We start from the raw sequence: 26,110 nt of genomic DNA on the forward strand, positions 1-26,110 counted from the left end.
TTATTTTTTACATCGGTATTCAGTGAACCTCCGTTTGTCTTGGCTTTAGTCTCTACTATATTAGCAATGGCCTGATTGAACTTCGCATCTGTCATTATTGATACATTACCGCTTATCTGCCCGACTTTTGCTTTCTGTGCTTCCGGTAAGGTTATACCATTAGCTTTTGCACTTTGCTTACTCTGCTCAAAGTATATTTCTGTTAATGTTTGATTGCCGACAATACCATCAACAGTTAGACCATTATCCTTTTGAAATTTTATTACTGCTGCTTTTGTCTTTTCCCCAAATATTCCATCAGCCTTGCCTACATTATATCCTAACTTATTCAACTTTTCCTGTATGGCTTGTACTGTATCCCCTCTTGTTCCTAACTTTGCCACTGCATGCCCTGTCGGGTCTGTATACATTACAGGGTTATTAAAGCAATAGGTATACAAATTCAAGCTCAGCGGATTCTCATCCTCACCCCAATAGCTGTCCTCGGTGGTGAAGCGACCTGTGTATGGGTCATAATATCTAGCCCTCAGGTAATATAGCCCTGTTTCATTATCAAAGAACTCTCCTGCATAGCGGATTGAGTTGCTTGCTGTTTCTACTGTCAGCGTTGGGTTTCCCCAGATGTCGTAATCGTACTGGTTCTGTACCTCACCTGCTTCATCAACTGTCTGGCCTACGTCTCCGTGACCGTTGTAGAGGAAATAGGTTTCATCACCATTTGCAGCTATGCTTGCTATATAGTTTATTCCTTTTATGTATCTTGCTTTTATGCTGCTGTTTGCATCTGTTTCCAGTATTACATTCTGCCTGTCGTACTGGTAGTTTGTTACCTCCGCCGTATAGCCGCTGTCGGATTTTTTTACCGTCTTGCTTACTCTCAGGTCGTCTCCGTTGTAGGCGTACTCTGCTGTTGTTCTTATGCCTCCCTTTACTGTTTCGGTTTTCCTGAGCCTGTTGAAGCCGTCATAGGTATTGCTTGTTTTTTCAAGCAGTGTGTCTATGCTGCCTGATGTGGCATTGCCGTAGGCTGTTCCTTTTGCAGCCGGGCGAATTGCCGTATTTTCCGGCAGTGTGTGGCTCACGCTTTGCTTTAGCTGGTTTCCGTTGTCGTCATATATATATGCCGTTGTTTTTCTGGCAATTTCCCTGTTGCTTTCGTCAAGCATTCTTTCTGTCAGCTTTAACAGTGTGTTTGAACCGGAATAGGTGTAATCACTTTTCTTTAATATATATTGTATGCCTTGTCCTGTTGTTCCGTCAATATATTCACAGGGCTGAGGCGAGGTATAGGCTTCGTTCAAGGATATTCTGTTTCCTGCCTTGTCATATGCATATACCGTGGTTTTTCCGGGCGCCGTTATCTTTGTTATTCTGCCTGCCTTGTCATACTCATAGCCGGTGGTTCCGTAGCTGTCTGTTTTTGATATCTGCCTTCCTGCTGTGTCATATTCGTATGCGTATTCGGATATGCTGCTTCCGTTTGGCTTTTTGTTTGTCATGCTTATTAAGCGGTTGTCCCTGTCGTACCCGTATTCTTCCTTGACACCGCCGTCATAGGTTATTGCTTTTCTTCTTCCGTTTTCATCGTATTCGTATTCTGTGGTTTTCCCTCCGTAGGCCACTGTTTCCATTCTGCTTGATGCATCGTAGGTATAGCCTGTTTCATTGCCTTTAAGGTCTGTTACCTTTGTTACGTTTCCGACCGCATCATAGTCATAGCTTATCTGTACTAAGCCGGCTTTTTTTATTGTCTTCAGCCTGTTGCTTCTGTCGTATTCGTATGTGCTTTTGCCGCTTTCGTCCTCCATTGTGCTTCTGTTTCCGGATTCATCATATGTATATTTTATGCTGTCTCCTGTTGCCGCTGCTCTTTTTTCAAGCAATTGCCCTGTGCTGTCATAGGTGTAAAGGGTTTTGTTTCCTTTTTTGTCTGTTACACAGGCTAATTTCCCAGACAAAGCATACTTGTAGCTTTCTGTTTTGCCGTCCGGGTTTGTTACGGCTTTCAGCATTCCAAAGGCTGTATAGCTGTAGCGTGTCAGCTTACCTCTGCCGTCTGTCATGGAAAGCTTGCTGCCCAGCTTGTCATAGCTGTATTTTGTGGTTACTTTTAGAGGGTCTGTTACTTTTGTCAGTCTTCCGGCTTCGTCATATTCATAGGCTGTGGCTTCTCCCAGACTGTTTGTCTGCCGGATTACTTCCCCGTACTGGTTGTATTCATATTTTTCTGTGTATGTGTTTTCTTTAACTGCCTCGGGTGTTGATTTTTCTGTCACCATGTTTGCCAGATTGTAGCTGTATACGGTGCCGTATCTTGATGCTTCGTCATTTCCTGACAGATAGCCTGATGCATCTATTGTTTTTATTATGTTTCCGTTTGCATCGTACACGTTGCAGCTTATTACCCTGTTGTAGGCATCTGTGACGGTTTTCTGCCTGTTCAGCCTGTCATAGGAATAGGTCATTGTGCCCTTTGCATTGGTTTCGGCAGTCTTGTTGCCTGCTGTGTCATAGGTGTATGCTATGGTGTTGTTTTCCTCATCTGTTATGGTTTCTACCCTTCCCAGCTCATCATAGGCGTACCTGGTTACAAAGCCTCTCTCATTTGTTTCTGTTTCTTTGTTGCCTGTAGCATCATAGGTGTATTGGGTGTATACGTCCTTTATATTTCCTTCGCCGTCATCATATTTTCTTGTTATTTTTTCCAGCCTGTTCAGTACGTCATATGTATATACGGTTGTATTTTTATCCCTGCCTTCGGTCCCCTCGCCGTATAGGTAAGCAGCCGGGGCTGTTTCCTTTATTTTATTTCCGAGGGCATCATATTCATAGGCTGTTACCATCCTGTATCTGTCTGTATATTCACTGTCCCTAAGACCTTCAAGCATTGTGAGTTCTGCCGGGTCAAGGGCTTCCTTGTATATGTCGGCTTCAGCTATAAGTTTTATGTCCTTTACCAGCCTGTTCATGCTGTCATATTCAAATTTTTCTATGTCGTATATATCTGCCGACCTCAGCTTTTCTGTTTTTACGGTGTTGCCGTTTTTGTCGTAATAGCTTCTTTCGTACGCTCCGCTGCTGTCGGTTACCGCATTTACAAGGCCGCTGTCATTATAGGTATAGCTTGTTATCCTTGAGGACAGCTTGTCCTTTGTGCCTGTTGTTTCTATTGCCGTTATTTTTCCTATGGCATCATATGTATATTTTTCAATGGAGTATACCGTATTCCCGCTGCTGTCCTTTTCTAAGGGGAGCTTCTTTTCGGTTATTCTGTTTGCAGCATCATATGTAATTTTTGTAAGGCTGCCGTTTTTGTCTTTTGCCGAGGTTATGTTTCCCAGCAGGTCTGTTTTGTTTTCAATTGTGTTTCCGTATGGATCCCGCTCCTCCTTTATGCTGCCGAAGCTGTTATAGCTGTATTCTGTGATATTTCCCAGCTGATCCTTCTGGCTTGTTTTTCTTCCAAGCCCGTCATAGGTATATTCTGCTGCTCCGGTGTCGGCAAAGGTTAATTTTCTCAAAGTCCCGTCGACATTGTATTCGTATTGGGAGGTGTTATTTTTTTCATCTGTTATTTTTGTCAGATTACCCAGCACGTCATACTCATAGCCTTTGCTGTTTCCTGCCGCATCTGTGGTTTTTACAGCTCTGTTAAGGCCGTCATACTGATAGATCGTTCCCAGTGCCTGCTGCATATTGCCGCTGTATGTATCTCCCTCGGTTCCGTCATCCTCCTGTGCATCTGCATATCTGATTCCGTCAGCTCTTTTTGATATATTTCCGTTTGCGTCATATTCAAGGCACTCTGCTGCTTTTCCGTCCGGCATTATTGTCATGAGCCGTCTGTTCATGCTGTCGTAGGTATAGGAGATGCCGGCCATTGCTTCCGCCATCTCCCGGGTATCCTTTGCCGGCTCATAGTCATTGGGCTGTATCTGTTTTTTGAGGTTGCCCGACAAATCATATATGTATCTTGTTATTGCCTGTTCTCCGTCTGATGCGGGAGCCTTTTTCCTTATGAGCCTGTTCATGCTGTCATATTCATAGGCTACTGCTGTGTTTTTTGCATTTGTTTCTTTTCTGAGATTTCCGTTTAAATCGTATTCATAGGCTGTTTCTATATCCAGCTTGTCTTTTGCTTCTGTTTTCTTAATCAGGTTTTTGTCAAGGTCATATTTAAATTCTGTATTGCTGCCGTTTGCTTCTGTTTTTGTTTTTAACTGCCCATCTGAGTAATATGTATATTTTGTCTTTATTTTGATTTTTTTTGTGTATTCCCTGTCGAATTCCACATTTTTGAGATAACTGCCTTCTATGTCCGAGGTATCTGCAAGTAATGCCTGCTCAACCGGCCTTGACTGGACATCATAGCTGTATCTTTCAACCCGGTAATCATTTTCTGATAGCTTTTGCTTTTTTGTTATCAGGTTTCCTTTTTTATCATACTCATTTATTGTTTCGTGCTTTCCGGGGCCTGTTACGGATATTGCTCTTCCGTTTTTATCATAGGTATAGTGAACGGCGTCACCTGCAGTCTCTTCCGCCCCGCCTGTCAGGGAACCTGTGTTTACCTTGTATTTAAAGGTTTCTGTGCTAAGTATGCTGCCTTTTTCATCGTAGGTGCTTTTTACAAGCCTGTAATTATCGAAGCCTCCGTCGGTTTTTATATATTCCTTTTGGGATATTATGTTTCCTGACGGATCATATTCATAGTATTTTTTGTTGCCTGCCCTGTCCGTGCTTTTTACAAGCTCGCCCTTCGGGGAGTATTCAAAGGCTTCACTTGTATTGTCGGGATATTCCGTCTTGTATGTTTTCCCGAATATGTTGCTGTATACTGTGATGATGTTCTGCGCTTTATCGGTTTTTATTGTTCTGGCTTTTCCTGTCAGGTCATAGTCATAGCTTTCCCTTGTATTGTCGGCATAAACTGTTTCTTTTAGCAGGCCGTTTAAATAGTATGTGTTTTTAGTTTCATTCCCGGCTGCATCCTTTTCTGTAAGTATTCTGCCTGAACCGTCATAGGTATATGCTTTTGTACGGATGTTTGTTCCGTTCTGCGCATTTTCCTTTGCTGCTTGTGCGGATGTATAGCTTTTTATGTTGTTTGAGGCATCGTATTTATATTCTTTCCCGATGGACCGGGATGGGCTTTGACTGCTGTAGCCTTCTCCGTCTGCTTCTTTTATGATGTTCCCTCGTCCGTCGTATGCTTTGAAGCTTATGACTGTCCTTGTTTTGTCTTCGTTTATGACAGTGGTTGTTACGAGCCTGTTCAGCGCATCATAGCTGTATTCCATGCCGGGTGACTCCGAAATATCCTGGGAGGAATATCTGGGATCTGCCTCTTTTATGAGATTTCCCTCCTCATCATGGAGATATTTTGTCACATAGCCTTCTGAGTCTATTTGCGCCGTGATTTTCCCCATGCCGTTATACCTGTATTGTACGGTGCATTCGGCACCTCTGCAGGTTGTTGCTTTTGTTACTATATTTCCTCTTTTATCGTATTTGAGCCTTGTTGTTTTCCCGCTTGCCGCGAACGGCTCTGTTTTTTCTGTCAGCCTGTTCCTGTAGTCGTAGCTGTATGTGGTTTTTTCATAGCCTGTTCCGTTATATTGCTCCTGAGCTATAAGGTTTCCTGCATAATCGTATTTTGCGGTATTTATGTAGTGCCCGTATTCTGCCGCAGCCTGATTTGCAGGTTCGGATACTGTCATTATTCCTTCTTCCTTCGTTACCCTGTCTCCGTAATCATAGCTGTACAAGTACTTTATTGAGCTGCTTTCAGCTTCGTCTGTGTATTGCTCCGAAGCTATTATGTTTCCTTTGCCGTCATACTCGTAATGTGTATGGGCTTTCCTGTTTTCGTCAATTTTGCCGTACTCGTCGGCAATCCTGTCCATGCTGTTATAATAGTACTCGGTATATGAGGATACTGTGTTTACCGCATCCCCGTTATTATCCTCAACCCTTCCGAGGGCCACTGTTTCTATTCTGCCGCATTCGCTGTTATATCCGTCATAGCCGTATTTTTTGTATACGCAGCTGCCTTGCTCGGCCTTGTCATAGGTCCTTTCCTCCAGTACTCTTCCGGCAAAGTCGTATATGTATTCCGTTGTTCTTCCGTCAGGCTCTTCTGCCGTTAATATGCTGCCGAGGCTGTTATATGTGTATTTTGTTTCGTTGCTTAAGGCATCCTTTTTTGTTACAAGTCTGCCCAGATCATCATATTCAAATTTTGTCGTCCCTTTTGAATCCGTTTTTTCTGTGGTGTTGCCGGTATAGTCATATTTGTATGCCGTGGAATAATAGGTTTTGTTATCGGGCGTCTGCTCGGATTTTACAAGCCTGTTCAGTATATCGTAATGCAGCCGGCTTTTGTAGCCGTCCTCGTCAGTCAGGGTTATGAGAAGGCCGGAACCGTTGTCTCCATCAGATTTATAGATATAGTCCAGAGTTATGTTTTCCTTTTTGTTTGTGTCCTTTTCATAATATTCCTTGTTTACAAGCATATTGTCGCTGTTGTAGGCAAATCTTGTGCTGTGCCCGTTTGAGTCTGTTTCCTTGGTTTTGTTTCCCTTTGAGTCATATTCGTCGGCTTTTAACAGCTGCCATGCATATCCATTGTTTTCTGCTTTATCATATACACTGTATCTTGTCTGGTTTCCGAATATGTCGTATTCATACCTGAATTTTGTTCCTTCCGGGTCTGTGTAGTCTATCTGCTTGTTTTTTATGCGATAGCTGCCATCGTATGTGTCGCTGTACTCATATTGCTTGATGGTGCTGTCGGGATATGTTATTTTGCTTATTCTGCTCAGCAGGTCGTAAGTATAGCCGGTCCTGACTGACCTTACGGTTTCATATATTTTATTTCCTTCGCTGTCGTTACTGTCCGACTTTGCTGTTTCCTCCAGCTCTGCCGTCATATTTCCGGTATCGAAGTCATATGCATATTTTTTTGATTTTTTTATATTTCCATTGTCTGATGTGCTCCACTGTCCGGTAAGGCAGGCCCCCTTTTGATCTGCTCCGTCTGCGTCTGTTCCATAGCTGTAATTGGTTGTATAATCTTTTTCACCGGAATGGACTGTCTTTTTTGTCATATTTCCATGTGTATCGTATTCGTAATCGGTCACAAGATATTGACTTTCATTGCCGTTGTGAACCTTTTTCTCCTGTGTTACATTTCCCATATCATCAATTGTGAATATAGTCTGGCAGTTTGTGCTTTCATCCTGATTCCATGTTTTTAAATTCATAACATCAAACTTACCATAGTCATATCCATATGTAACCTTGTATTTATCAGATACAGGCTCTCCGTTTTCATCCCTTGCTGCCTCGGGCCCTGTGTAGCTTGTTAGGTTTCCATGTATATCATATGCATAGTTCTGAATTTTCCTGACAGCTTGCCCCGTTTCCTGTCCGTTTTCCATTTTTACCATGGTTTCTTCTGTTTTTAACGGAAACTTCTTTTCATCATATTCCGTAACTGTGGTTCTTTTGTGATCGCTGCCCGTTTCTACAGTGTTAAGCAGCTCATGAATGCCATTGTATGTGTATTTTGCAGTTGTTCCCTTGTTGTCGGTTTTTTCTGTAATGTATTTGTACGTATCCTTCAGGTAAGCGTCAATTGCAGCTTTTTTATCATTATCCGCCTGTATTTTTGAATAGTTTTTCATTGCCTCAGCATATGCGCTGTTTCCGAAGCCGTCGGCTTCATTTGTATACTTATATGCTGTTCTGTCCATAGCGTTATATTGGAATCTGTCAAGGAAGTTGGCTTTAGAGGTGTCATACCCTGTTTTTGCCAGCTCCTTTTTTTCGAATATTTTCCTGTACTGCATGCTTCCGCTTTCTGTAAGGCTCTTTGCGTATGTGTTGTATGTAAAGCGCTCCAGCCTGTTTGTCCTGCAATAGTCAATCTGGGTAAGGTTTTCGTATCTGTTGTATGCGGAATATGAGGTTCCGTTTTTAAAGGTGAAGCCAAGCTCGGGCTGGTCATACCAGAAGTGATATTTCGGTTTTCCGTCAACATCATATACTCTTTGCAGTCTTGTTCTTATTACATGCTTTGAATCACTTACCAGTACGGCCGATTTATCGTATATGATTTTTTCCCCGCCCGGAAGGGTTATTATTACCTGGAATTTTCCTTTTAAGTCTCCCGAATTTATGGTATCCGGGTTCTGTGATGCCTTATAGCTGTCCTCAAGGCTGTATGTGCTGCTTTGGACAGCTCCTACTGTAAAGCTCTGGTCTTCCTTGTATTCTATGCCTACCTCTCTGCCCGCTGTGTCAATGATTTTGGATATGCGGGTTTTGGTCTTTGTTCTTCCGTCTATTGTATATGTGCTTGTATTGTACCGGAAGGTTATTTTATTGCCGTATCTATCCGATATTCCAAGTATCCTTCCGTCTTGGGCAAAGTATGTTTTTTTGCCGCTTTTATTTGTCATTGCGTAAAAGGAGGTTTCCCCGGCACCATTAACAAAATCACTGTTCTCTTTTATTTCTACGTCTTCTATTGTCTGGTTTTCGATTGTATATGCTCCGCCGGTCACGGCAGGATTAATTAAGGTATATACATCTCCTGTGTCTGTATGGAGGAATTTATAGCTTGAGCCGTCCTGATTTTTCTTTATCTCGATTGAGGGAAAGGAAAATCTCATTCCTGCTCCAAGGTCATACCTGTCCTCATAGAACGAGCCTGTTGTATCATCGGTATAAACAGTGTCAACCCATATACCGTTTATGTAGTCTGCTTTCATGTCCCTGACGTTTGCAGTGCCGCTTTTATATATTCTCTTTATTTCAAGATCCAGCCCGTTTACACCCGGAAGCACATAATCAGTCTGAGCCAATAAAAGCTCGCCGCTCTGCTCACTTATTGCCTCCTCGGACACATTGTTTCTCAGGTATGCCGGAGACAGCATGGCATTATATTGCTGCTTCGGCCCCGTCAGGTTATTCATAATCTCCTGCACCGTTACCTGCCCTGTCTCTCCGCCCTCCGCAAATACCTTATCCGCAGGTATAGCAGCAGTTAATATTATCGCTGCCGAAATTACTGCCGGTATGATTAATTTTATGTTTATTCTGCTGTTGCTCAAATTAAATCCCTCCTGGTTGATGAGTTTCTCATGCTGCCTTTTATCTGCTGCTTTTAATAGTATTTTTCTTCATAGGCAGACGCATATATTTCTTCTTCTGAAAGTCCCTGTTTTATCGATTTTAATATATTATCCGCTGATTTCCCGAGCTTTTGGGCTATTGTAAGTGCTTTTACCACTTCCTCCTCGGATAGCCCTGCTTGTTTTGTGTATTTGGTAAGCTGCTCCCGTGTAAGGGACAAGCGGGGGGATTTCTCCTGTCCGTTTGCTATTCCGTACTGTGCCTTTATAAGCCTCCAGCTCAAGCCCTCTGTTTTTTTGCTTATAACGTCTTTAAAGTCTGCTTTTGCATTCTGGCTTACTCTGTCAGCTATCATTATGCTGTCCTCATCAATGCCGGATAGGTTCAAAAGCTCTTCAAGGTATTTGGAATCAAAGCTTTTGGGCTTGAATCCGGGATTGCTTTTGTTATATGCCTTGAAAATATCCGCCCAGCCCTCGCCTGATTCCTTTGCCTTTACCAGCTTTTCAAGGTTTCCTATACTTCCGTAGCTGTCATTTAAATATGAATAGGCCGTAAGTATGTCCGGCAGCTTGCAGCCTTCCTTTATAAGCCTTTCTATTTCATTTTTGAATATTGTATGTACGTTCAGGTTTTTAAGGAGATTTATATAATTTTCCTTATTTTTTTCGTAGCCAGCCGGATCAGATGCCTTTATCAATTCCAGTATTTCCTGTGATATTTCCGTATCTGTCCCATCCTTAAGCTGATTATCCGCTTTTGCGGCAGGGGCTGTAAAATTATTATTTTCTTCCTGACTGCTTTCACCTGCAACCTCTGCCGCCTGCTTTTGCGCAAGATATATTCCGAGCTTGGAATAGCCTGTATAGCCTGCCTGTATTATAAACACCGCTGCTATTGCTATAACAAGTATTCTCACTGCTTTTACTTTACTCATGGCTTCATTCTCCTCTTGTCTTCTATTAAGAAACAGCTCCTCTGAAATTGGAAATATTCCGTAAATATAGCTTATTCCCAACCGCAGGAAAAGTGGCAAAGCCACCCTTTCAATTATTGTCTATAGGACTGATTCCCTTTATTTCGTTCATTATTTCGTCGGTGGGATTTTGAGGCTTCACATCTCCTGCTGAGGGCTTGGGTACATCAGGCAGAGGACTTTTCCCCTGTGCCTTCTCCTCCTTATCTTCTTCTGCCGTCCTATCCTTTTGCGGCAGGTTATCCGTACTATCCTTTTCCAGACTCTCACCCTGAATTTTTTCTATTGCCTTCTGCTCTATTTTTTCAAGGGTTATGACCTTTTGCTCTTCCAGCAGCGGCTTTTTCTCCTCTTTATTTTTCAGGTATGCCTTGCTGTCCTTTATGTATTCGTTTAAGTCAAGTCCTGCCTGAAGGGAATACAGGTATTCGTCAAATACTTTTTCACAGCTTCCGAATTCTGCCTTCAGCTTAAGCATAAAATACACTGCATCCTCAATATTTATTTTTTCAAGCAATTCCTTATATTTGTCTATATCATCGCTGTCCTTTTCCTCAATTAACGCATTTGCAGAAGGCTTCTCTGTTTTTGTACCGCTGCCGCTGCCTGCTTCAATTTCCTGCAGCTGAAATACGGCCCTCTCTTCAAGCATCCTTGCTTCTGTTATATCCTCCTCCGAAAAGCCTTCCTTTTTGAGTCTTTGAAGGAATTCCTCATCAAGTCCCGAATTAAGCAGCAAGTCCTCCCTTTTGTCCTTGTCCTTTTTCCCGCTGAGATTGGTATCAGTTTTTAAAACCCTTAATACATCATTCCATGTCCGGCCCTTGGATTTCAGCTCAAATATCTCCTCAACACTGAAGCCTGTTTCATTTGATATTTCGGACGCTATCCTTTTGTCCTCTTCCTTTGCATTTTCCATTGTCAGATTGCTGCTTCCGCCAGTTCCTCTTATGGTTAACGGAACAGCAGTCAAAAGCATTACCGCTGCCAGCAGCAGCGCCGCAAGCCTGTATTTTTTTATTGATTTTGCCATGCTACTGCCTCTCTTTATTCAATATTGAAATCAATGTTTGCCTCTCCGTCTATTTTAGGCTTAAATATTATTGTTGTTATTTCTCCCGACCAGCTTGTCCCGGGGGTTATGCTTTCTTTTACGGTAAGCTCTATTCTTCCCGCCGTATTATTCTGTACGGTTATGTTTGTACCCGGTATTCTTCCCGATGCTGTGTCATACCCCTCTGTGTACTCGCATAAATCCGTTACCTCAAGCTTCTCCGGATCATAGGCAACAACAAAGGTCATGTTTCCGAAATCCCTGATATCGGAAGCAAGCAGTGCAAAATTAAACTCTGTTCCGCTTGTGCATTCTATTTGATAAGACAGTCCTGCCGTGCTTATTGTTACAGGGTTGCTCCAGGAGGTTACCCCCGATATGTTTCTACCTCTTACCCGGTATGTATGTGCTGTTCCCGGTGCAAGTCCGCTGTGTATATATTCTGACACCTCACCTGCATCCACTGACGCTCCGTCAATTTCCACTTCATATGCCACACCGTCTTCCTTGGTCCAGCTCAGCTTTATCTGCGTACTAGCCGCTATTGCGGTTACATCCTCAGGTGCATTGGGCGGATCCGGCAAGGTGAAAAGAGAGATTGCCGCACACCACTCTCCATTTCCATTTTTATCTCTTGTTCTTACCCTGTAGGAATGAAAGGTTGAGGGTTCAAGCCCTGACTGGCTGTATACCGTATCTTTTCCATTGTCCGTAATTATACCGTCCGCTTCCACCTCATACTGTACCTCTGCTTTTACTGCCTGCCATGAAATAGTGACCGACTTGTTTGTGACAACTGCCGCGACGTTTGCCATTTCAGAAGCCTCGTCACTTCCCGCAGTCTCCAGGGGCAACGTGGAAATCTCAGCCAAAGCACTCCATCCACTTTTACCGCTTATATTCCCTGCCCTTATTCTGTAGCTATGCGCTGTACCGGCAGTAAGCCCTTTGTTTGTATATGAGGTTCCGGTAATGTTATTTATGATTTCGGCTCCGTCTATTTCTATGTCATAGCCCTCTGCAAAGTAAGAGCTGTACCAGCTCAGGGTTATTGCCTCCTTTTCTGCGGATGCCATTATATTTGCAGGAGCAGAAGGTATTTCAGGCCATGTGGTGACAGCTTGTCCATTGCTCCAATCACTGCTGCCTCCGTCGTTGTATGCCCTTATTTTATATGTGTAGGTGCTGTTTGACAGAAGCCCGTCAATAGTTATTGCCGCCAATGTGGTTGTTCTGGTATAGCTGCCGCTGCTTCCCTCTAACGCTATGCTGTATCCTGCCGCCCCTTCGGCTTCATCCCATGACAGGCTTATACCGTATCTGGAGGGTGATGCAACCACATTTTGAGGTACCCCGGGAGGCTTGGGCAATGTACGCACCTGGATAACTTCGCTCCATCCGCTGTGTCCTCCGTCATTTCGTGCCCTTACGTGGTAGCTGTGCAGTGAATCTGGCTCCAGACCCTCGTGTGTATATTCTGTAGCTGTCGTATATATCAGGTTCAGATCTGTATCCTTGTCTATTTCCTCATCAACTTCTATTTCATAGCCGTCCGCACCTGCTGCCGCATCCCAGCCGATTGTTACTGACGACTGCGTTTTTCCTGTTATTGATATTACAGGTGCCGTTTCTGGAGGATTCGGAAAGGTTGTGCCCTCTATATAGCTGCTCCACGGCCCTGCCCCTCCGGCATTGACGGTTCTTACCCTGTAGTGGTGCGTGCTGTCTGCCGCAAGGCTGTCATTGGTGTATGTATTATCCGTCAAGCTCACTAAGGTATTGCCGTCAAGCTCCACTATATATGTGGCATTGTTTATAGCATCCCATGATAGCTTCAAGGAATTAATGCTTCTCTCAAGAGCTATATTACTAGGCGGCTGTGCCAGTGTTACCGCCGTTATCTGCGGTGAAAAGCCGCTTTCCGTTCCCGCGCTGTTTTTGGCTTTTACCTTGACTGCATATGCTGTATTCTGTGACAGGCCGGTGACAGTAACCTTTTTATTTGTCAGGGCTATCCATTGGGGTGATGAGGATAATGTCCCTCCGGAGGTTACGTAGCTCCCTCCCGCCATAACCTGATACAGTGTTGCAGCAGGATTTGAATCGTTCACGCTTATATCCATAGAGCTTACAGTTGCATTGCCTGTTGCAGCTTGCGGAACCTGAAGCTTTGTTCTGACCTGCTGTTCCGATATGGCAATATTCCCGGATGCATCCCTGACTTCAACCTTAACTAAATATATGGTATCAGGCAGCAGCGAGCTTACCGAATATGTGCTTTGAGATATCCAGTTTGAAACAATATTCCCCACAGTATACCTGTATTGAAGATTGCTCACCGGAGTTATAGCATCAGAGGCCGTTGTTGATATGCTTATGCCTATGTCCTGAGGCGTACAGGCCACATTGCTGATTGTCGGAAGTTTGTCTACTATGATGTTAATTGTTTGGGTTACTGGGTCAAATACTCCGTCGCTAACCTCAAATTTCAGTGTATGGCTGCCATTCTCCAAATCAGCTATATTCAGTGAATTAAAGGTGACTGTTTGGGGAGTAGACGTATTAGTAGCTGTTCTTGTTTCCTTTACTACAGAATCTATATACAGCTTGCAGGTTAAAGTTTCTCCATCTGGGTCTATGACAGTCATATAGGGCGCACAGTTGCTTTGCTCGTTTAGTATATAGTTGTTAGCCGGTGATACTGTCTGTATAGACGGTTGAGTTTTTTTCACATACCAGTAACCATCGGTATGCTGTCCATTTATCGGATATGCTCCGTCAGCCGCGGCTATATTTTGCTGTACCAGCTCTCCTTTTGTACATGTGCCTAAATAGTATGCTTTATAATAATCTTTCACCTTATATACATTGTATATATCAGGACGAATTTGTACACTAACACTAACTAAAGTTGAACCATTGTCCTCAAGATAGTATCCACTTCCTATCCAATATGAATTAGAACTTATTTTTCTTTCACCAGATACTGAATATTTACCTATAGCTGGATTAAAAGAATATGTATCATATGTCGGTATAGTACTATACTGAAAAGAACCACTATAAGTATCTGTCGTTCTATCATACCTTGATTCATAAGGGCCTATTGCTTTATATTTATCATAAAAGCAATTACCAGCAGCCTGTACTTCACCGCTTAGCTTCAGTAAACTCTTATTAGGTAAATCTTCTAACGAAATACTGATATTCATAACCGTTAACAAAACCAATATAAAAACCAATACTTTATTTCTTCTAGTCTTTGCCATATTGCCTCCCTATGAATAAGCTCAAGTAGTCTATAAATATTATTGCTATAAGCAATATCCCTACTCAACCGTATATGATATCCCTGTATTTTCATTTGTCTTTGATAAAAATCTTATAATTGTCATTACAGGCTTCTCTAAATTATCCATGCCAAATACTATCCGTCCCGCCGAAAATTCCTCAACGGAAATGCTGTCTGCCCCTTCTATTTGACCTGCTTCCAAGTCAAGCTTCTGGGTAGCGGCATATAAATCTATAACCTCCACATCGTCAGGATTATAGCTTACAACTATGTCATAGCTGTCTGTTCCCTCTTTTTTCGGTACGGCTATAACAAAATTAAAGCCCGTATCCTTTTCAACATTTATAGTCAGCTCATCAGTCGTATTGACCTCAAGCACTTCGCTCCACTCACTGCATATGGCATCGCTATTCAGTGCCCTGACTCTGTATTCATGTCTTGTATTGGGTTCAAGCCCTTGAATGGTGCAGCCCTCTGTAAAAATATCCCGTATTATTTCCCCGTCTGCCTCTACCTCATACGAAACCGCACCTTCAGGCTTATCCCATGTTAAGGCTATCTGGTTTATCTGAGTATCTGCACTGATGTTTTCAGGCACTGAAGGCCCTGTCCTCCTAGCAACGGCTTCACTCCATTCACCTTCACCATTTTCATTTTTTGCCCTGACTTTGTATGAATGCAGGCTGTTATTGCTCAGTCCGTCGTGTATATATACCGTATCTGTTCCGTTATCAATAAGCTCATTATCAGCCATTATGTCATAGCTGTCCGCTCCGTCAGTCTCATCCCATGAAAGTGTTATCGCTGTGCTGCCGGAAGCGGCATAAATATTTGCAGGAATACCCACAAGGGTAAAGAACATTTGAGGAGTGCTCCATTCTCCCGCATAACCCGTGCTTATGGCTCTTATCATGTATACATGCATGGAATTGGGCGTCAAGCCCTCATGCTCATATGAAGTACCAGCTATACCGGTATAAATTTTACCGTCTGCCATAATTTCATAGGCAGCCGCACCTTCCACCGGATTCCAGCCTATTGTTATTGACGTGCTGTGCAATACCGCCGTTATATTTTCAGGTATGCCCGGCAATGCAGTTACTGTCACTTCCCTGCTCCAGCCTCCGCAGCCGTTGCCGTTAACTGCCCTCACCCTGTATTTATGCTCTGAACCTTGAGTCAATCCTGTTTGTATGTACTCAGTGCCTGTTCCCGCTTCAATTATCTGCCCGTCGGCTTCCAGCTGGTAACCCTCCGCTCCCGCTACCATATCCCACTGCAATACTATTTGACCGTTTGATGCGGCTGCTTTGAAATTTTCAGGTGCCGGAAGCAAGGTCGACTGTATTATCAATCCTGTCCATTCCCCTGCCGCAGACCCGTTAAATGCCCTGACACGATATGAATGCTCTTCGTTTGAATTTAATCCCGAATGGGTATATGCAGTTGCTGTTCCGTTATCAAAGACCCGTCCGTCAATTTCTATTTCATAGCCGGCTGCTCCTGTAACCTCATCCCAATCCAGCGTAATTGCACTGCTAGTTACATTAGCCACTTCAAAATTACCCGGTACAGACGGCAAAACTGTCCCCTTGACTGTTTCACTCCATTCGCCCGCATAATATGAAGCATCTGCTCCCGCTCCGCTTTTTGTCCGTATTCGGTACATATGCTCCGAATTTGTTTCGAGACCTGTATGTATATATTTTGTTTCTGTCAATTCATAGACCTCTGCTCCGTCAATTTCAATATCATAAGCCAAAGCTCCCGCCTGAGCATCCCAGCTTACTTCCAATGAATTGTCCGCAGCCTTTACCTTAAGATTTAAAACCGACCGGGGCAAGGTGGATGCCGCAAAAACATTGCTCCACTCACCCGCACCGCTTGAATTTTTGGCCCTGACCCTGTAGGTACGCTGGGTATTCGGTTCGAGGCCTGTTTGTGTATATGCGGTACTGTTTCCGTTGTCAACAGGTTTTCCGTATACCTCAATATCATATCCCGCTGCGCCTGTAACCTCACTCCATGATATATCTATTGATATGCTTGAAGGAGTTGTGTTTATATTTCCGGGTATATCCGGCAAAGTCCAAATGCTTTTTGCTTCAGACCACTCCCCGTTTATTTCCGGGCTTATCCCTCTTATCCGGTAGGTGTGCTCTGTTCCCGGAAGAAGATTTTCATGCGTATATGTCACAGATGCTCCGTTATCTGTTATCTGACCGTCAACCTCTATATCGTACCGGGAGGCTCCGTCAACACTGTTCCACGACACATCTACCGATATTCCTGATGGAGTTGCCGCAGTTACGGCAGGCGCTAAAAGCAAGGTATGCACGGCAGTCTCCTCACTCCACTGGCTGACGCTGCTCTTTGGAAAATAATTTATCATTTTCAGCAGATACATTCTGATTAGATAATAATCAATTGAATTTATAGCTCCGTCACCGTCAACATCCCCCACCCAAAGCAGTTCTTCCGGCAGTGCACCGGGAGGATCCTGCAAATAAACTCCCATTTGCTGAAAATCAAGAGAATCCACTGTTCCGTCACCGTTCATATCTCCTATTAATCCATATTCCCCATATGAGCTGATTGCTCTCACCTTAACCGTATACTGCGAATTGGGTTCCAAGCCTTCAAATTTATAGCTTGTTTCTTCAACATATACGCTTGAGCCGGAATTCAATGACACTTCATAGCCTTGAGCCTGTGCTGCCGCATTCCAGCCTGCATTAATTGCCGTATCGGATGCATCGGCATATACATCTGGAACCGGAATGTCCTGTGAAACAACTGCCATAGTCTTATACCCTGTCAATATACTGCTTAAGGCATTTTTTAAGTCAGCTGATTTTGTTATTGAAAGGTCCGGGGAATCAGCCTCCAGCATATCCAGCATGTTCGATATGGCTTTATCCGCTGTCTGTTTTGACTGTATTGCAGCCCCGGAATATGTATTTTCTGCAAAACAAATAAAAATGGTAAACTGTAAAAATAATAATACTGACACAGAACCTGCAAAAAGCCTTCTCCAATTTTTCATAGTTGTCTCCTTATATTTTCCCGAATTAAAGAAATAAAGCTATATAATTTTTTACGTTCTAAATTTCAGAAAGATGAACCAAAATCAATTATGATTCACTTGTAAAACTAATGGCTTATGACATAACAGCACTTCTCTGTACCGCCGGATACGGCGAACTTAAATATGCTTTCAGCTTAGATGCTACTGGAATTATTAAGCTTGTTTTTTATCCAGAATAACAATATTTTATTTATTTTAGTACTTTTTTACTTTGTTGTCAACAAAGCACTTTGTCTATTTAGGTGCTTATTTCCTGTTAACATGATTGAATTCGGCACTTTTCTCAGGAAAATATAAAAACCGCCAACCAGAAGATACTCTCTTCCGATTGACGGCTTAAAGCTATAGTTCCAACATACTGATACAAACTGCGTTTAAAATAAAGCCTAAAAGCTTATTTCGTCTAAAAAACCATATAAATACCGTCCTGATAAGCTATCGTGTGATATTCTATCACCGCGAAGGCTTGAACCGCAATTGACTTAGCAATCATGAATTCGGGGAATCCTGTACAATAGCCATGACCTCTTTTATGGTAGAAGCCGCAAGTACCCTTTCTGCCAACTTAATCGCCTCTTTATAATTTGAATTTCGGATGATATTTTTTGCTGCGGGGATTTCCTTGGCTGACATGCTGAACTCATCAAGGCCCATGCCAAGTAATATTCTGATCGCTGCCGGATCACTGGCAAATTCTCCGCACATTCCTACCTTTATATTATATTTATGCCCTGTTTGGATAACTTTGTGAATACTTCTTAACACTGCGGGATGAAAGGAATTATACAAACCTAATATCTTCTGGTTTCCCCTGTCTACAGCCAATAGGTACTGCGTCAGATCATTTGTTCCGATGCTGAAAAAATCAGCTGTTTTTGCAAAATCTTCAATATTAACTACGGCTGCAGGAGTTTCTACCATAATTCCCGTTTCTATATTCTCATTAAACAGAAAATTCTCATTCCTCAATTCCTGTTTACAATGCTCTAATACTTCCTTTGCTTGCTGCAGCTCTTCAACTGATATAATCATGGGAAACATAATCTTTAATTTTCCATAATGGCTGGCTCTTAGGATTGCCCTCAATTGAGTTTTAAAGACCTCCTGCAATTCTAAAGAAATGCGGATAGCACGCCAGCCGAGAAAGGGATTATCTTCTCTTTCAAATGAATAATAGGGTAATTTTTTGTCTCCTCCGATATCAAGCGTACGGATAATCACATCACCGCCGCAAAGCTCCGCAGCTGCTTTATATGCCTCAAACTGCTCCTGCTCGGTAGGAAAATGAGAGCTTTCCATATATAGAAATTCCGACCGCAATAATCCAATCCCCTCTATATCCTTTACCTTGGCGTTTTTAATTTCCTCCACATTTCCAACATTTATACAAAGCTCAACTGCCTTTCCATCCATAGTTATTCCGGGCAAGCGGCTTATTTCTTCTAATTTTTTTTGGCCTTGAAGAAATTCTTCCTTAAAGGCTTCATATTTTATAATTTCATCATCATCCGGATCAATTATAATCGTACCGGACACTGCATCCATAATAATCATGTCTCCGTTTTTGATTTCTTTTAATATACCTGTTACGCCAACCATTGCCGGAATACCTTTATTTCTTGCTATAATGCTGACATGACTTGTGAACCCGCCTGATTCGGTAATAAAGCCCAGTATATTATTAAAATCCATAGCCGTCGTATCAGAGGGAGATATTTCATCGGCTATCACAATTACCCTTTCCTTAATATCCGAAAAAGCTTTATCCTCTATTCCCTTTATATTTCTAAAAATACGGTTGCCGATATCCTTTATATCTGCTGAACGTTCCCTCATATACTCATCATCCATGCTCTCAAATATGCTTACATATTCGGCTATGGCTTCTGAAAGGGCTTGTTCGGCATTCTTCTGTTCCTTAATTTTGCCTATCACAGCATCCTTCAGGACAGCATCCCTTACAAGCATTAAATGCCCTGCAAAAATTTCAGAATCTGCTGCAAGCTTTTCCACCTGATCTGCTGTCTGTATGAGCACCTGTTCAAATTTGCCGATTTCTTTCCCAATGCCATCATGAGTTATTTTATATGCGGAAGGTGTTAAATCAGCCTTTTTAACTAAAAACGCCTTTCCTATTGCAATTCCCTTTGAAGATGCTCTATTGACGGATACAGCTTTCATATTGTCTCCCTCCTACTCGCCAAGGCCGCCCGCTATGGCAGCTATGATGGTCTTAAGGTCCTGCTCCTCCGTATGTCCGTTACACGCTACTTCTATTTCTGTTCCCTTTTTTATGCCGGCAGTCATAATGTTTATCACACTTTTAGCGTTTATTCTATTTTGCCCGCATATGATTGTAATCTCAGAATTACACTTAGAAGCAATTCCCGCTAAAAGCCCGGCAGGTCTTAAATGCAGTCCTGAGGGATTTGTTATCGTGATTTTTTGACTTATCATTTTAAGCTCCTTTGCCACATATTTATTTAAAACGGATATATAAACCAATTTTCTACTTCATATTTCTTTTAAATTCTTTTGCTTTTCGCGCTTCACTCATAAACATTTTTGCCCGTTTTGAATCAACGGGATTCTTCATATCGCCATTTTTAATCCATGTTGCTACCGATACTCCGTCATAATATTTAAGCAGTTCAAATATATTATCCCCTGTAGCGCCTCCGCCCAGCAAAACAGGCGTATCTGGCAGCCTCTTTCGTATTTGTGCAATCATATCAATACTTTCCCGAGGAGTTTTCCCTGAAACAAACAGTCCGTCGGCAAAAGCCTCATGGATACACTCCCATGCCGCATCCTCAACCGGTTTTCTTCCTAACGGAATGCCGTGTACCTCATACACATCAGCATATACCGGAACACTTGTCCTTATGGCCTTTCTCAGTCTCGCTATCTCAACACATTGTGCCTGCAATATACCTGCACTGGTGACACTTGCACCGGTAAACAAATGCTCAACACGAACAAAATCAGCACCGATGGCGTCCGCTACAGACAGTCCTGCCACGCCATCCCAATTCATTAAAATGCCTATAATTATATCCGGAAATTCTTTTTTAATTTCATATCCAATTCTCGTCATATAGGCGATAGCCTCCGGGCTGGACTGCTGTTTAATTGGCATATCATTCATATTCTGCAGTATGATTCCATCAAAGCCGTTTTCATTGACCATTTCAGTTTCCTTCAATGCGCAGCAGACAATTTCATCAATTGTCTCCGTGGCATGACGGTAGCTGCCCGGCAGCGGATTTGGCTGTATCATGGATAAAACATGGCAATCGGGTTTAAAAATTTCTTTCATAATATATCACCTTTCAGATTATTACTGTATGCAAAGCTTATCTCGTACATTTGGTTTGAAGGTATAATGCCTTTCTCGGTTACATAGCCCTTAATATATTTTGCTTCTACACCTACAAGCTCCGGAGTTAAAAAGTCAATTTTACCGGTATCAATTTCCTGCTTCCAGTCCTTTGTCAGTTTTTTGCCCATATCATTGATTACCAATGCCTTTTTGTGTCCAAATGCAGGACGGAAGTCCAGCTTAATAAATGGAGTTAAAAAATAAAGCGGAATGTTATATTGGTAACATACCAATCCTACAATATCTGAACCGATAGTATTAAAGCCTGTGCCGTCAGGGAAAAATGTTTCGGCTCCCATAAAGGCTGCATCACATTCCTTTAAATAATACATAATAGAGACATCCGGGATATATTTGATTGCATATCCTGCCTTTTGGCATGGAATGACAAAGGGCAGACCTCCATCAATACTTCTGCTTTCGGCTATATAAACCGTATGCTTCTTTCCTGACTCAGCTAAAGCAGTAAGAAAGCTCTCAACTGTACTTGAGTAATCAAATACAAAGATTTTTTCCATATCCTTCGCAAGCTCCGCTGCATATTCAATTAACTTCTCTGTCGCCTCTTTTGACTCTTGTAAATAATTATTTTTCGTTTCTAATATTTTATCAACAGCTGTTTCTATATCTAAATCAGCATTTTTATCAATTTCATGCAGCATAATTAATATTGCATTACTAACTGCCTGACTTGCTTCCCCTCGGGTTGCCATAAAAAATTTTGCAACCTTCTTTATATCTTCTACAATTACTTTAGCAGATTTTTTTTCATCCCTGCCTTGAACAGCAATAGCCTCTATCATATCACCAATCATCGCAATATGCTTGCTTGCCCCCAGAACTCTTTGTTCTACTATACTATCAAACAATTCCCTTACCCTGTCCGGCAAAACATTCCTTACACTGCAAATACCTTCTCTCATTTGATCCCTCCTTAGCGAAAAAGTCAATTACTATCGGTTAAATAAACGATATAATTGTCAACGCTTATATCGTCCCAATATCTTATCACCCTGAGGCTTTCAGCCGTAATTGACTTTGGAAACCGGTATTATGAATGGTTGATATCCTATTAAAAATCGACCTCTCATAATAACAATGGAAGCCAAAACTAATGAGATTGAAATTATTAATAACTGTAAACAATATAAAAAATAATTCCAATCCCATTAATTCATAACTATTGTTTTTGTGCTAAAATGCTTTCAAAGCTTCCGGAAAGGATTCCTTCCAAATAATCCTTATCCAAATGAAACATATCAAAAACATCAATAGAGCATTTAGTTATTCTTTCAGGATAAGAAGACCCGAAAACAATTTTTCCCTTATCCAGCTTGGTAAAAGCCTTTTTTAGAATTTGAACCTCATATTGATTTGAGGTTTCTACATATATATTGTTATTGTTCAGTGCCAGATCCACACAGCCATAACCATAATCAAAACAGCCCATGTGAAGGAAAACAAATTTTATTTCCGGATATTTTCCGGTATGAGCAGCCCATTGCTGAGGTATCGCTCTGGCTCCCAGTCCAACAAAAACCTTTACCGGTACACTCTTGGCTTCCGCAATTTCTAATATTTCATTGATATTTGCACAGCTGTCAGGATAATACCCGTGTTCTAAAGAGTTGAATTCAAGCATCCTGATACCTGGAAGCCCAAGTGCTCTCTTGGTTTCCTCTACGCTGTCAAATTCCTTGGGATTTATTACTGCACAGCCAACCAATTCCTGCGGATGCCTCGAAGCGAAATCAGAAATATAATCATTTTGCTCCCGAATGGATTTACCCTCTAAGGTAGATACCACCCTTAAGGAAATATTGTTTTTTTTCATATCAGCCAATAAATCCTCTTCCAGTTTTTCCTGATTTTTGTAGTCGCGCTTTATATGTGAGTGTATGTCAAAAATCATACTTAATGCCTTCTTTCTGTTTCGAATCAGCCTAATATTCCCAAGTATGCTCCTACGATACCAATAACCATTGTAATCAGTATAAGCTTGACAGCCGAAATCTTCTTTTTAGATATCAGGAAATACATAAATAAGGTATAGCCCAGCCCTAATACTCCAGGCATAAGCCCATCAAGTATTTCCTGAATTACAAGTGTCGTGTCCCCGTTTGTGTAAGACAGTGGAATATTAATAGAAACAAGCAGCGGCACAAACCCTCCGACAATAGTATACGCTGCAATCGCCGCCAAGTCAGCAATCTTGCTGATTAAACCGGAACTCTGAATTCTGTCAACAAATTTAACACCTTGCTTATATCCTTGAAACACACCAAAATATCTTATTCCCAAGGACACGATTGCCATTCCGATAACAAAGAATATCGGCCCTAACCAGACTGTTCCTGCCGACACCATGGAGATTGCCAAGCCTGCAAGCAAGGGTCTTGCTGTTCCATTCAGAAGAGAATCTCCCAAGCCTGCCAAGGGCCCCATTAAGGCTGTTTTAACCGCATTTATTGAGCTCGGTTCAATGTCTTTTTCCGTAGCATATCTTTCTTCCATGGCAGCTGCCACACCGACAGGAATTGCCGAGGTAATATCATTTGTTAAAAAGTACTCCATATGTCTTTCATATGCTTCCTGCTTCTCTTCAGGCTTTTCATATAGCTTTTCAATTACCGGCATCATTGCCTGAGTAAATCCGGCATTTTGCTGCCTTTCATAGTTATTGGCACAACGAATTGTCAATTGGTTAAAAAAAACCTTCCATAAATCTTTTCTGGTTAATTTTTTTTCTTCACTCATAACCTGCTTCCTCCTATCCCTTTACTTCTTTTTTTTGATCCGCGAGCTTAAAGTAATAATACATTGCAACACAAATAGCTGCCAAAACTGCAATACCAATCATGTTGATTTTCAAATATGATGCAAAGAAGAATCCCAAAAGGAAGAACGGCCATAATTTTTTTGATTTAATTGAGTTCAGTAATAAGGCAAACCCGACAGCACCGATCATTGCTCCTCCCACAGAAAGTCCTGTAATGATTTTACCGGGAATAGCATCTATAATCATCTTTACATAGTCAGCGCCAAAGTAAATAGCCAGAAATGTGGGTACACCATATAATAAAGCATTCATTGCCATCGGTAAAACAGTATTATTTATTACGATACCCTTGGGATTACGTTTTTCAACTGCCTTATCCACCCTATGCATAAACCATACATTAATAACAGTATTCTGGAAGGTTTCAGCCATTTGCCCAATGAAGGATATCGGTAATGCCGTAGCTACAGCAAGCTCAGTTCCACCGCCTCCAAGAATTGCTATACCTGTTGCAATTGCAGTGCTGATTGTTGGGTTTGGCGGTACTGCCGTACCTACGAAAATAACCGCAAGGAACATTAGCTCTACCGTAACCCCTACGGTTAAGCCTGTTTGCACATTTCCCATAATCAAGCCTACGACCGGACCGACAACAATAGGCCTGAATATATGGGTTTGTGTCGTGTGTGCATCAATAAATGTGATTGTAACAAATAAAGCCACTAATAATGCCTGTAATGATAAGCTCACTTAAATACCCCCTTAAATTACTTGATTTTTTTCAACAAATTCACTGCATCTTGGCTTCTTTCATTAGGTACAGCTCTTACCTCCAGTTTCACTCCTTTCTCACTGATTTTATAAAGACAATCAATATCTTCCTGCGAAACCCAAAAATTTCCTAATATTTTTATTTTATTTTTTTTCATGTTTATATTTCCAATATTTATACTTTCAATTTTAATACCGGCATCTAAAATGTCATAAGCCCCCTTAGGAGTTCTAACCAGCAATAATGCCCTTGTTGAACTTGTGTCCGTTTTCAGTAATTCAATTGTATCCTGAATACTTAGGATATTAAGCTTTACAGAATTTGGTGTTGCCATTTTCAGAAGCGACTGCTGAAACTCGTCTCCGGCTGCATTATCATCCGCTACTATAATTGTTTCCGCATCGGCATATGCAATCCATGCTGTAATAACCTGTCCATGTATCAGTCTGTCATCAATTCTAAATATAGTAATATCCATTATTTATTCCTCCTTATCATTAAATCTCACTTAAGCCTATTGTAGTTCCTGATACACCCTCAAGATATTCAGCAAGCTGCCCCAAGCTTTTTCCCTCTCTGCTGATAATTGCTTCAATTAATATAGGAAGATTGACTCCGTAAAAAACTGCCGCATTATCATTTTTAAAAGAGTACCGGCTTGCCACATTAAAAGGTGTTCCGCCCTTAATATCGCACATAATCAGGTACTGCTTCCCGTCTGACACATCAGCAAGCCTTTTATCAAGCTCTTCTTTCAGTTCATCCTGACCCATATCCTTATCAAAGCATACAAAATCAAAATTCTCCGCTTTACCTATCAGCATTCCTACAGAGCTGTACATTCCTTCTGCCATCTTGCCGTGTGTTACCAATAGTATATTGATCATTTATTCATCCCCCATCCTCCAAAGATATTCTGCATTTTTATGGAATATATATTCCAGCCTATCTTCAGGAATTTTCAACTCATAGAATTTTTCAACTTCAATATTTACAGGCTTATAAGGCCAATCAGTTCCAAAGCATACTCTTTCCGCTCCCAAAACATCAATTGATTTCGTAAGCACTTCAACATCCATTTGTCCCGAGGTTTCCACCCAAACATTTTTCAAATCCCTGACCGCCTGTATTGTAGATAATCCAAATTCATAATAGCCGGTATGTGTAAAAAGGAAATCAATATCAGGAAATTTTCTGGCATATTCCACCCATGTAAATGGTGTACTAAAAGGCGCCGTTCCCACATGTGTCTGAACATGGACACCATATTTCGCAATTTCAAATAATATGTCATTTAAGGCCGGAGTATTATCCGGATAATACCCATGCTTCCAGGAATGAAATTTTATTCCGCTCATTCCATAATCACCAAGGCATCTGTTTACCTCGTCAATAGCATCCGGTGCCTTCGGATTTATAAAAGCATACCCCATAATAACCCCCGGATATTCCTGCATGGCCCTATATATCAAATCATTTTGTTCTCTGGTGGAAATGCCGGACAGGCAGCTTACTCCTACCTTTGAAATTCCGTAATTTTTTAATTGGCTTACTATTTCCGAAGGTGAATTTTCGTCTCCAGAACTGGTTTTCCCCAAATGTGAATGAATATCATATATTTTCACC

Annotated in this window: 15 protein-coding genes; all 15 read right to left on the bottom strand. The window is 41.8% G+C overall.

Translation table 11 applies throughout. The features are described from left to right. On the bottom strand, positions 1 to 9,119 hold a 9,119-nt coding region (locus LY28_RS08060; RefSeq protein ID WP_133250182.1), incomplete at its 3' end, for an RHS repeat-associated core domain-containing protein. A gap of 53 nt (positions 9,120 to 9,172) precedes the next feature. Continuing rightward, positions 9,173 to 10,078: a hypothetical protein gene (locus tag LY28_RS08065; RefSeq protein ID WP_110461791.1), complete on the bottom strand. Its 906-nt coding sequence runs from the start codon at positions 10,076 to 10,078 to the stop codon at positions 9,173 to 9,175. Between the two features lie 109 nt (positions 10,079 to 10,187). Next, entirely contained in the window at positions 10,188 to 11,150 is a 963-nt protein-coding gene (locus tag LY28_RS08070) for a hypothetical protein (protein WP_110461673.1), read from the bottom strand. Positions 11,151 to 11,164: 14 nt separating this feature from the next. Then, a complete protein-coding gene (locus LY28_RS08075; protein WP_110461674.1) occupies positions 11,165 to 14,440 on the bottom strand; it encodes a fibronectin type III domain-containing protein in 3,276 nt (1,091 codons plus the stop codon). A gap of 60 nt (positions 14,441 to 14,500) precedes the next feature. Next, a complete protein-coding gene (locus LY28_RS08080) occupies positions 14,501 to 17,509 on the bottom strand; it encodes a fibronectin type III domain-containing protein (protein ID WP_110461675.1) in 3,009 nt (1,002 codons plus the stop codon). Positions 17,510 to 18,040: 531 nt separating this feature from the next. Then, complete coding sequence (ptsP, locus tag LY28_RS08085) at positions 18,041 to 19,732, bottom strand: phosphoenolpyruvate--protein phosphotransferase (protein WP_110461676.1); 1,692 nt, start codon at positions 19,730 to 19,732, stop codon at positions 18,041 to 18,043. Between the two features lie 12 nt (positions 19,733 to 19,744). Continuing rightward, the gene (locus LY28_RS08090; RefSeq protein WP_110461792.1) at positions 19,745 to 20,008 is read right to left on the bottom strand and encodes an HPr family phosphocarrier protein; all 264 of its coding nucleotides are present in this window, start codon (positions 20,006 to 20,008) and stop codon (positions 19,745 to 19,747) included. A 52-nt stretch (positions 20,009 to 20,060) separates the two neighbouring features. Beyond that, on the bottom strand, positions 20,061 to 20,870 hold the full coding sequence (locus LY28_RS08095; protein ID WP_110461677.1) for a BtpA/SgcQ family protein: 810 nt from the start codon (positions 20,868 to 20,870) through the stop codon (positions 20,061 to 20,063). After that, positions 20,867 to 21,856, bottom strand: a complete 990-nt coding sequence (locus tag LY28_RS08100) for an IF-2B domain-containing protein (RefSeq protein ID WP_110461678.1) — start codon at positions 21,854 to 21,856, stop codon at positions 20,867 to 20,869. The genes LY28_RS08095 and LY28_RS08100 overlap by 4 nt, the downstream gene beginning before the upstream one ends. Positions 21,857 to 22,113: 257 nt before the next feature. Beyond that, on the bottom strand, positions 22,114 to 22,845 hold the full coding sequence (locus LY28_RS08105; protein WP_110461679.1) for an amidohydrolase family protein: 732 nt from the start codon (positions 22,843 to 22,845) through the stop codon (positions 22,114 to 22,116). Positions 22,846 to 22,871: 26 nt separating this feature from the next. Beyond that, the gene (locus LY28_RS08110) at positions 22,872 to 23,690 is read right to left on the bottom strand and encodes a PTS system mannose/fructose/sorbose family transporter subunit IID (protein WP_110461680.1); all 819 of its coding nucleotides are present in this window, start codon (positions 23,688 to 23,690) and stop codon (positions 22,872 to 22,874) included. A gap of 13 nt (positions 23,691 to 23,703) precedes the next feature. After that, positions 23,704 to 24,462, bottom strand: a complete 759-nt coding sequence (locus LY28_RS08115; RefSeq protein ID WP_110461681.1) for a PTS mannose/fructose/sorbose/N-acetylgalactosamine transporter subunit IIC — start codon at positions 24,460 to 24,462, stop codon at positions 23,704 to 23,706. A 17-nt stretch (positions 24,463 to 24,479) separates the two neighbouring features. Continuing rightward, positions 24,480 to 24,962 carry a PTS sugar transporter subunit IIB gene (locus LY28_RS08120; protein WP_110461682.1) on the bottom strand — a complete coding sequence of 161 codons (483 nt, stop codon included), beginning with the start codon at positions 24,960 to 24,962 and terminating at the stop codon, positions 24,480 to 24,482. A gap of 19 nt (positions 24,963 to 24,981) precedes the next feature. Continuing rightward, positions 24,982 to 25,371, bottom strand: a complete 390-nt coding sequence (locus LY28_RS08125; protein ID WP_110461683.1) for a PTS sugar transporter subunit IIA — start codon at positions 25,369 to 25,371, stop codon at positions 24,982 to 24,984. After that, complete coding sequence (locus LY28_RS08130) at positions 25,372 to 26,109, bottom strand: amidohydrolase family protein (protein ID WP_110461684.1); 738 nt, start codon at positions 26,107 to 26,109, stop codon at positions 25,372 to 25,374. Position 26,110: the final 1 nt, after the last annotated feature.

Source organism: Ruminiclostridium sufflavum DSM 19573 (genome assembly GCF_003208175.1).
Taxonomy (GTDB): domain Bacteria; phylum Bacillota; class Clostridia; order Acetivibrionales; family DSM-1351; genus Ruminiclostridium; species Ruminiclostridium sufflavum.